Annotated in this window: 10 protein-coding genes; 7 read left to right on the plus strand and 3 right to left on the minus strand. The window is 75.3% G+C overall.

What is annotated here, in order from left to right; translation table 11 throughout:
- From ACLIYP_RS28035 to ACLIYP_RS28050, 4 genes are all read left to right on the plus strand, one after another.
- Positions 1-306: hypothetical protein (locus ACLIYP_RS28035; protein ID WP_412715892.1), on the plus strand; the 306-nt coding region annotated here is incomplete at its 5' end.
- Between the two features lie 164 nt (positions 307-470).
- A complete protein-coding gene (locus ACLIYP_RS28040) occupies positions 471-776 on the plus strand; it encodes a hypothetical protein (RefSeq protein ID WP_412715893.1) in 306 nt (101 codons plus the stop codon).
- A 78-nt stretch (positions 777-854) separates the two neighbouring features.
- The gene (locus tag ACLIYP_RS28045; RefSeq protein WP_412715894.1) at positions 855-1391 is read left to right on the plus strand and encodes a DUF1360 domain-containing protein; all 537 of its coding nucleotides are present in this window, start codon (positions 855-857) and stop codon (positions 1389-1391) included.
- A gap of 6 nt (positions 1392-1397) precedes the next feature.
- A complete protein-coding gene (locus tag ACLIYP_RS28050) occupies positions 1398-1949 on the plus strand; it encodes an AAA family ATPase (protein WP_412715895.1) in 552 nt (183 codons plus the stop codon).
- Positions 1950-1970: 21 nt separating this feature from the next.
- Here the strand turns inward: ACLIYP_RS28050 and ACLIYP_RS28055 are convergent, their stop codons facing one another.
- Together ACLIYP_RS28055 and ACLIYP_RS28060 are read right to left on the minus strand one after the other, a co-directional pair.
- Positions 1971-3242, minus strand: a complete 1272-nt coding sequence (locus ACLIYP_RS28055; protein WP_412715896.1) for a cytochrome P450 — start codon at positions 3240-3242, stop codon at positions 1971-1973.
- Positions 3243-3502: 260 nt separating this feature from the next.
- Positions 3503-3919: a hypothetical protein gene (locus tag ACLIYP_RS28060; RefSeq protein WP_412715897.1), complete on the minus strand. Its 417-nt coding sequence runs from the start codon at positions 3917-3919 to the stop codon at positions 3503-3505.
- A gap of 138 nt (positions 3920-4057) precedes the next feature.
- On the opposite strand from ACLIYP_RS28060, the gene ACLIYP_RS28065 reads away from it, so the two are divergent.
- Together ACLIYP_RS28065 and ACLIYP_RS28070 are read left to right on the plus strand one after the other, a co-directional pair.
- Positions 4058-4834 carry an alpha/beta hydrolase gene (locus tag ACLIYP_RS28065; RefSeq protein WP_412715898.1) on the plus strand — a complete coding sequence of 259 codons (777 nt, stop codon included), beginning with the start codon at positions 4058-4060 and terminating at the stop codon, positions 4832-4834.
- A 68-nt stretch (positions 4835-4902) separates the two neighbouring features.
- Positions 4903-5382 (plus strand): phosphatase domain-containing protein, encoded by a 480-nt coding sequence (locus tag ACLIYP_RS28070; RefSeq protein ID WP_412715899.1) that lies wholly within the window; start codon positions 4903-4905, stop codon positions 5380-5382.
- Positions 5383-5388: 6 nt separating this feature from the next.
- On the opposite strand, the gene ACLIYP_RS28075 is transcribed toward ACLIYP_RS28070, so the two are convergent.
- A complete protein-coding gene (locus ACLIYP_RS28075; protein ID WP_412715900.1) occupies positions 5389-6030 on the minus strand; it encodes a DedA family protein in 642 nt (213 codons plus the stop codon).
- 273 nt (positions 6031-6303) lie between these two features.
- Between ACLIYP_RS28075 and ACLIYP_RS28080 the strand changes: the two genes are divergently transcribed.
- Positions 6304-7959, plus strand: coding sequence for a glycoside hydrolase family 13 protein (locus ACLIYP_RS28080; RefSeq protein WP_412715901.1), 1656 nt, complete (start codon positions 6304-6306; stop codon positions 7957-7959).
- Positions 7960-8071: the final 112 nt, after the last annotated feature.

Genomic DNA, 8071 nt, shown 5'->3' on the forward strand with positions numbered 1-8071 from the left:
GACCTGCGGGTGCTGGACCTGCTCTCCCTGGAGATCCAGGACGTGGACCTCCCGGCGAGGCGGGTGACCGGGGTCTGCGGCCGGCCGGTGCCCGAGGGCGAGGGGGACATCAGCGAGCGGGCGGCCGGGCTGCTGCGCACACTGGTCGGCGACCGGGAGAGCGGCCCGCTGTTCGCCACGGGGAACCGCGCGCTCGGCTGGGAGCAGGTGATGCTGACCGCGGGCGAGCAGGGCCACGCCATCCACGAGTTCCGCGCGGGTGGCAGGCTCCACCGCCGGGAGGAACCGGCGGCGCACTCCGAGTGAGCCGCCGACGCCGCGGCGCGGGCGCGGCGGACGGCACGGCGTCCGGCGACGGGGAGGGCCCGGCGAGGGGGTAAGGAGCCCGGGCGGCGGGCCCGGAGCCCCGGGAGCTGCGGAAACCGCGCGGACAAGGGTGTGGGGACGTCCTCCGGGGAAACCCGTACCCCGTGTCAGTACGCAAGCGATACGCCGTGGCCGCGTCGGGCCGGTGGACCGACGAGGAGGACAACGTCCGGCTGCCCGCGGGCGAGGTGCACGCCTGGGAGCAGGGCATGAACCAGACCGTGTGCGGGCTGTCCCTCAGCCGCTCACGGCTCGACCGCTTCCCGCACGTGGCGTGGACCGACGTCATCCCCGAGTCGGGCGGTGCGGCCGACCGCGTGCGGCGGCTGTGCCCGCGGTGCGCCTCGGTCGCGGGACGCGGAGGGGCCGACGCGCGCCCCCGGTGGCGGCGTACGAATCCCAGGCCCTGACACGGGCGCGCGCCGGGCGCGGGAAGCCGGGTGCGGGGCGCGAGGCCTTTTTGCGGACCGGTGACGAGGAGGAGTCGAATGAGTGGTGCCATGGACCAGGCCGCCGAGACGGTGGGCCGGGTCACCGGCGCGGACGAGTACTCCGAGGAGGGGGAGGTCTCCCTGCGCGGACTCGCCACGCTGGCGGGCGTCTACGCGACCGGGGCGGGGGTGTTCGCCTGGCGCATGAGGGCGTCGGGCCGGCAGCTGCCCGAGCGGATCCCCCCGCTGGACCTGCTCCTGATGGGGGTCGCCACCTACCGCAGCTCCCGGCTGCTGACCAAGGACAAGGTGACCAGCTTCCTGCGGGCCCCCTTCACCCGCCGCACCGGCAGCCTCCACGGCGCCGAGGTCATGGACGTGCCCCGCGGACACGGGCTGCACCGGTCCGTGGGCGAGCTGCTGGCCTGCCCCTTCTGCGTGGCGATGTGGATCGCCAGTGGTCTGACGATGGGCTACGCGACGGCTCCGCGCGCCACCCGCCTGGTCACCTCCTGCCTGAGCAGCGTCGCCCTGTCGGACTGGCTGCAGTACGCCTGGAGCCTGACGCAGCAGAAGGCCGAGGGCGAGGGCTGAGCAGCCGTGGCGGGACCGCCGCGGCCGCCGGCCCCGGGCGAGGGGCCGCGGGCCCGCCCGGAACTGGCCGTGCTGGTCGGCCTCCAGGGCTCGGGCAAGACGACCTTCCGCGCCCGCTGCCTGCCCGCCGAGTACACCGTGGTCAGCAAGGACCTCTTCCCGCGTTCCGCCCGGCACAGGCAGCGGCGGCAGATGCGCCTGGTGGAGGAGGCGCTGGAGCGGGGGCGGCCGGTGGTCGTGGACAACACCAACCCCTCGCCGCTGGAGTGGGCTCCCCTGATCGCCGCGGGACGCGCGTACGGCGCGCGGGTGGTGGCGTACTGGTTCCCGCCGGACGTGCCCAACGCCCTGGCGCGCAACGCCGCGCGCCAGGGCAGGGAGCGCGTGCCCGAGGCGGGCTTCTTCGACACGCTCCGGCGGCTGCGCGAACCCCGCCGTTCGGACGGCTTCGACGCGGTGCGGGAGGTGCGGATCGACGGCCGCGGCGGGTTCGAGGTGCGGGACGTACCGGACGCGCGGCCGGACACACGGCCGGAAGACGAGGGCCGAGGGGGCTGACGGCCCGGCGGCCGGGCCCGGTCAGCCGGGCGGGCGCACGTTCGCGACGACGAAGCCGCTGCGCGGACGGGAGGGGACGCGGCGCAGCGGAATCCGCAGATCCTGCTCGGGCACGTCGTACTCCAGCAGGGAGAGCCGCGCCGACAGGGCCGTCAGCAGCGCCACGGTGACGTCCTCGCCCGGGCACCGGTGGCCGGCGGCCGGGTCGCCGCCGCCCTGCGGGATCAGCTCGTCCCGCTCCGGCGGGCGGTCGAGGAAGCGCCGCGGGTCGAAGGAGTACGGGTCCTCCCACAGAGCGGGGTCGTGGTCCTGCCCGTGGATGTCGAGCAGGACGAGCGCGCCCCGGGGGACGGGCTCGCCCCGCCATGTCAGGTCGGCCGCGGCGAGGCCGCCGATGAACGGTGCGAACGGATAGAAGCGGCGCACCTCATGGGCGAACGCCTCCGCGTACGCGCCCCCGAAGCCGTGCCCGGCGCCCGTGCGAGCCTCCTCGGCCAGCCGGGCCCGGTGCTCCGGCCACCGGTGCAGGGCGTGCGCGGCGAAGGCGACGAACCAGCAGACCGCGACGGTGGGGCGCAGCACGTTGAGGATCTCCACCGCGGCCGTCCGCGCGTCGAGCCGTTCGCCGTCGGCGTCGACGTGCCGCGCCACCACATCCACCACCGAACCCTCCGGCGCGCTCGCCGAGCCGTCGCGCACCCCCTCCACGAGGGACGCCAGCCACGCCTCGCGGCGCCGGCGCGCCGACCGGGCGCGCCAGTGGCGCGGGCCCGGGGTGGCGAAGCCGTCCACCATGGCCACCAGATCGCGGGCGGCGGACTCCGCCTCGGCCTCCTTCAGCGGTACGCCGGCCCACCGGCAGACCGCCCCGGCCAGTACCCGGCTCGCCTCGTCGAACAGCACCACCCGCTCCCGCTCCGCCCACCGGGCGGCCGCCCCGTCCCACGCCGCGGTGGCATCGCCGACCAGGCCGGCGATGTTCTGCGGGGACTTCAGCAGCGACAGGAACATCGCCTTCCGCACGCGGTGCGCCTCACCGTCGAGGGTGTGCACCGCGCCGTGCCCGAACAGGGTGCTCTTCACCGGTTCGGGGAGTGCCGGCCCGCGGCGCACATGGCGCTCGTCGTAGACGAAGCGGACCGCCTCCGGCCCGCGCACGGCGACCGTCGGCTTCCCCAGCAGCCGGGCGCGCACCAGGGGAGCGGTGGTCCTGCGCATACGGTCGGGCAGCCAGGCGTAACCCTGGGCGAGCAGGGACAGGGTGCTGTCCGGCAGGAGGCGGGAGAGACTCATGCGGGCCGCGTGCCCGGGCGAACCGGGGTGAAACGGAGGCCGCGCCGCCCTCCGGGACGCGGCGGCGGAACTCCACCCCGGTGGCCGCTGGGCCCTGTCCGGCAGATCCCGCCTGCTCCGCGGTGTCCGGCACGCCCGCTCGCTGCGTTGTCGATCGTCGGCGCGGCACGCTGCGCTCTCCTCCTGCGCCCTGCGATCGCACGCACCGGACACCGAGGAGCCCGCCCTTCGGGCGGACAGCGCTGTTTGCCGGACAGGGCCTAGCCGCGTCCGGTGCCCTCACCGGCCTCCCGGGTCTCCTCACCGGTTCCTTCCTCCGAGGCCTTCTCCCCGGTCCTCTCCCCGGGCGTGCCGTTCCGGTCGGCGATCCCGGCCGGGTCCTCGCCCACGACCGACCTGCCCGGCCGGGCGCGCGCGGGGCCCGCGGGCTGCCCGCCGCCGGTGGTGCCGTAGCTCCCGGAGAGGCCCGGCGGCATGTCCGCGTCGGCTTCCTCCCTGCTGATGCGGCGCCTGGCCCGCACATTGGCCCGGCGCTCGCCGTAGGGGTAGTCGAACGGGCGGGACTCGCCGCGCTCGCGCTCGGCCTCCCGGATCTCCCGGACCCTGTCGTCGTCCGGGGTCCACTTCGACGGCGTGTCCCTGCCGGCGTTCCTGCCTGTGTCCTCTTTGTCGGCCATGCGGGGTGCGTACCCCCGGGTGAGGAGGGCATGCGCCGTGCCGCCGGGGGTACCACGGCGCCGGGCGGCGGCCGGACGCCCGCCGGGCACGGTGCCCGGCGGAGGGCCGGGGCGCCGCAGGCGGAGGAGGGAACGGAAGTGACCGGGACGGACGGAGAAGAGGGAGCGCGTGGCGCCCCGGGGCCGGAGCGGGCCCTTCCCCATCCGGATGTCGGGGAGGACGTGCCGCACGGCCGGCTGTCCGCCCGGCCCGCAGCTCTCCCGCCCGGCTTCGCGCGGGGGGAGCCGGGCACGCACCGCCTGGACGGGCGGGCGCTGCTGCGTGTCCCGCCGTCCGCGGGAGCCGGAGCACCCGTGCGGCCGTACTGGCTGGTGGTGGTGCTGCACGGGGCCGGGGGAACGGCGGAGCAGGCGCTGACCTGGCTGCTGCCGCAGGCCGGGTCCGGCCGGCTGCTCCTGCTCGCGCCCCAGGCGGCGGGCTCCACCTGGGACGTCGTCGGCGGCGGCTACGGTCCGGACGTGGCCCGGCTGGACGCAGCGCTGCACGAGGTCTTCCGGCACTTCCCGGTGGACCCGGCGGGGCTGGCGGTGGCGGGCTTCTCCGACGGCGCCTCCTACGCGCTCTCGCTGGGGCTGGCCAACGGGGACCTGTTCGGCGCGGTGCTGGCCTTCTCGCCGGGGTTCATGGCCCCGATGGTCCACCACGGGCACCCCCGCGTCTTCGTCTCCCACGGCCGGGAGGACCCCGTACTGCCGGTCGGCGCGTGCAGCCGTCGCCTCGTCCCCGAGCTGGTGCGGTCCGGTTACGCGGTCACCTACCGGGAGTTCGGCGGCGGCCACGAGGTGCCGCCCGAGCTGGCCACGGAGGCGCTGCGCTGGTGGGTGGACGGCCCGCCGGCGGACGCGGGGCCGTGACCGGCGGGTGCGGGCGCGGTGGGAGCATGACGGGAGCGCCACTGCCGTACCGCACCCGGAGGTGACCGATGGCGTCCCGCTCACTGGCGGTGTTCGACCTGGACGGGACGCTCGCCGACGTCCGCCACCGCCTGCGCTTCCTCGACGGGCGCCGCGACTGGGACGCCTTCTTCGCCGCCGCCCCGGACGACCCGCCGCTGCCCGAGGGCGTCGAACTGGCGCTGGCCGCGGCGGAGGAGCACGAGATCGCCTATGTGACCGGACGGCCGGAGAGGTGCCGCCGCGACACCCTCCGGTGGCTGGCCCGGCACGGCCTGCCGGGCGGACCGCTGCTGATGCGCGGCGGAGGGGACCGCCGCCCGGCCCGGGTGGCCAAGCCCGAGCTGCTGCGGAGCCTGGCGCGGGAGCGCGCCGTCGCCCTGGTGGTCGACGACGACCACCAGGTCTGCGACGCCTACGAGGCGGCCGGCTTCACGGTGGTGCGGGCCGGGTGGATGACGGCCGGACCCGTTCTGGAGGAGGCCCAGGAGGAGGAGGGGCGCACCTGAGGCGTCCTACCCGTCGCCGCGGCGGTACCTCACCGTGCGGACGGCGACGAAACCCACGACGGCCACGACGATGACGGCCACCACGGCCTTGGAGTACATCGAGACGTAGCCCGACACGGCGTGCCAGTTCTCCCCGAGCGCGTACCCGGTCAGCACGAAGAGGGTGTTCCACAGCAGGCTGCCGAGCGTGGTCAGGGTCAGGAACGTCGCCGCGGGCATGCGCTCGACGCCGGCGGGGACCGAGATCAGACTGCGGAAGACCGGGACCATCCGCCCGAAGAAGACCGCCTTGGTGCCGTGTCTGGCGAACCACGCCTCGGTCCTCTCGATGTCCGAGGGCTTCAGCAGCGGGATCCTCCGCGCGACGGCCAGGGTCCGCTCCCGGCCCAGGAGCGCGCCCGCCCAGTACAGGAGGAACGCCCCGGCCACCGAGCCGAGCGTGGTCCACAGCAGGGCGGCGAAGAGGCTGATGTCGCCGCGGCTGGCGCTGAACCCGGCCAGCGGCAGGATCACCTCGCTCGGCAGCGGGGGGAAGAGGTTCTCCAGGGCGATGGCCAGGCCCGCCCCGGGGGCGCCGAGGGTCTCCATCAGACCGGTGGCCCAGTTCACCAGGCCGTCGGTCTGCTGCGCTGCCGGTACGGCGTTCATCGAATCCTCCGTGGACGCCCCCGCTTCCGGACGGGGGAGGGAACCAGTGTGCGACCCGGCGCCGTGCGGGGCAGGGCACGGACGGTGTGAGGACGGTTACCCGGGCATTCCCCGGCGAACCGCGTGACGAGGGCGGCGAGCCGGAGCGGGGAGTCCGGACATCGCCGGACATGGCATATGTCACGTGCTCGTATCCCGGGCATTTCTTGACCGTGAACCGAGTGGCGACCCAATAATTCGGCTTGTCTTACAAGCAGGATCCGAGAGGCAGCCGTGACACAGAGCACGTCCCGAGGCGACGACGCCGACTGGTGGCGGGAGTCCGTCGTCTACCAGATATACGTGCCCAGCTTCGCCGACGCCGACGGGGACGGCATGGGCGACCTGAAGGGGGTCACCGACCGCCTCGGCCACGTCGCCGAGCTGGGCGCGGACGCGGTGTGGCTCACCCCCTTCTACCGCTCGCCCTGGGCCGACGGCGGCTACGACGTCAGCGACTACCGCGACGTCGACCCGCGCCACGGCACCCTGGACGACTTCCGCGAGCTCCTGGTCAGGGCGCACGCCCTGGGGCTGAAGGTCATCGTCGACATCGTCCCCAACCACTGCTCCAGCGAGCACCCCTGGTTCGCCGAGGCGCTGGCCTCCCCGCCCGGCTCACCCGCCCGCGACCGCTTCGTCTTCATGGACGGCCGCGGCCCGGACGGCGGCGAGCCGCCCTCGGACTGGCAGTCCAAGTTCGGCGGCGGGGTGTGGACCCGGGTGCCGGACGGCCAGTGGTACATGCACATCTTCGCCGCCGAGCAGCCCGACCTGAACTGGGAGAACCCCGAGGTCGTCGCCGAGTTCGAGAGCATCCTGCGGTTCTGGCTCGACCTGGGCGTCGACGGCTTCCGCATCGACGTGGCGCACGGCATGCGCAAGGACCTCGCCCCGCCGCTGCGCGACACCAACGGATCCGACTCCGCCCCCCTCAACGCGCCGCCCGAGGGACACGACCACCCCTTCTGGGACCGCGACGAGGTCCACGACATCCACCGGGCCTGGCGGAAGATCCTCGACGAGTACGCTCCGCCCCGGATCGCCGTGGCCGAGGCGGGCGTCAGCCAGGCGCGGCTGCCGCTGTACACCCGGCCCGACGAACTCCACCAGGCGTTCAACTTCCCCTATCTGCGCTGTCCCTGGGACGCCGGCGCCTACCGCGAGGTCATCGACTCCTCGCTGGAGGGCGCCCGCTCGGTCGGTTCGCTGCCCACCTGGGTGCTGTCCAACCACGACGTGGTGCGCCACCTCAGCCGCCACGCCCTGCCCGCCGGCACCGACACCACCGCCTGGCTGATGTCGGACGGCCGCGAGCCTGCCGCCGACGAGGAGGCGGGCCGCCGCCGGGCCCGCGCCGCCGCGCTGCTCACCCTGGCGCTGCCCGGCACCGCCTATCTCTACCAGGGCGAGGAACTGGGCCTGCCGGAAGTGGCCGACCTGCCGCGCGAGGCGCTGCGCGACCCGATGTGGGAGCGGACGGGGAACGCCCGCAAGGGCCGCGACGGCTGCCGCGTACCGCTGCCCTGGGAGCGCTCGGGCCCGTCCTGCGGGTTCGGCCCGGGCGGAAGCTGGCTGCCGCAGCCCGGCGGCTGGGGCGAGTACTCGGTGGAGGCCCAGTCCGGCCGGCCGGACTCCTTCCTGGAGCTGTACCGGACGGCGCTGAAGACCCGCCGCTCCTTCACCGGGGACGAGAGCTTCGCCTGGCTGCCGGCCCGGGAGGGTGAGCTGGCCTTCCGCAAGGGCGCCCTGGAGTGCCGGGTCAACCTCTCCGGCGCCCCGCTGCCCCTGCCGCCGTCCGCGGCCGAGCCGCTGCTGGCCAGCGGTCCGTGCGACTGGCGGACGCTGCCGCCGGACACCGCCGTCTGGCTGGACGCCCAGCCGCGCTGACCGGCGGCTCCGCCGGGCCCGCCGGGCCGCTGGCGCCGCCGTGCGCCGGACCGCACGGGCCGGCGGGGCGGCGCCACCGACGAGGAGAGAACGGCGACATGCCGAAGAACAA

Origin of the sequence: Streptomyces nanhaiensis (assembly GCF_046614825.1) — a bacterium.
Lineage (GTDB): Bacteria > Actinomycetota > Actinomycetes > Streptomycetales > Streptomycetaceae > Streptomyces > Streptomyces radiopugnans.

Bases quoted from the DNA above. Each gene is read 5' to 3' on its own strand.
- ACLIYP_RS28045 (WP_412715894.1), top strand. From the start codon at position 855: ATGAGTGGTGCCATGGACCAGGCCGCCGAGACGGTGGGCCGGGTCACC.
- ACLIYP_RS28055 (WP_412715896.1), bottom strand. From the start codon at position 3,242: ATGAGTCTCTCCCGCCTCCTGCCGGACAGCACCCTGTCCCTGCTCGCC.
- ACLIYP_RS28060 (WP_412715897.1), bottom strand. From the start codon at position 3,919: ATGGCCGACAAAGAGGACACAGGCAGGAACGCCGGCAGGGACACGCCG.
- ACLIYP_RS28070 (WP_412715899.1), top strand. From the start codon at position 4,903: ATGGCGTCCCGCTCACTGGCGGTGTTCGACCTGGACGGGACGCTCGCC.
- ACLIYP_RS28075 (WP_412715900.1), bottom strand. From the start codon at position 6,030: ATGAACGCCGTACCGGCAGCGCAGCAGACCGACGGCCTGGTGAACTGG.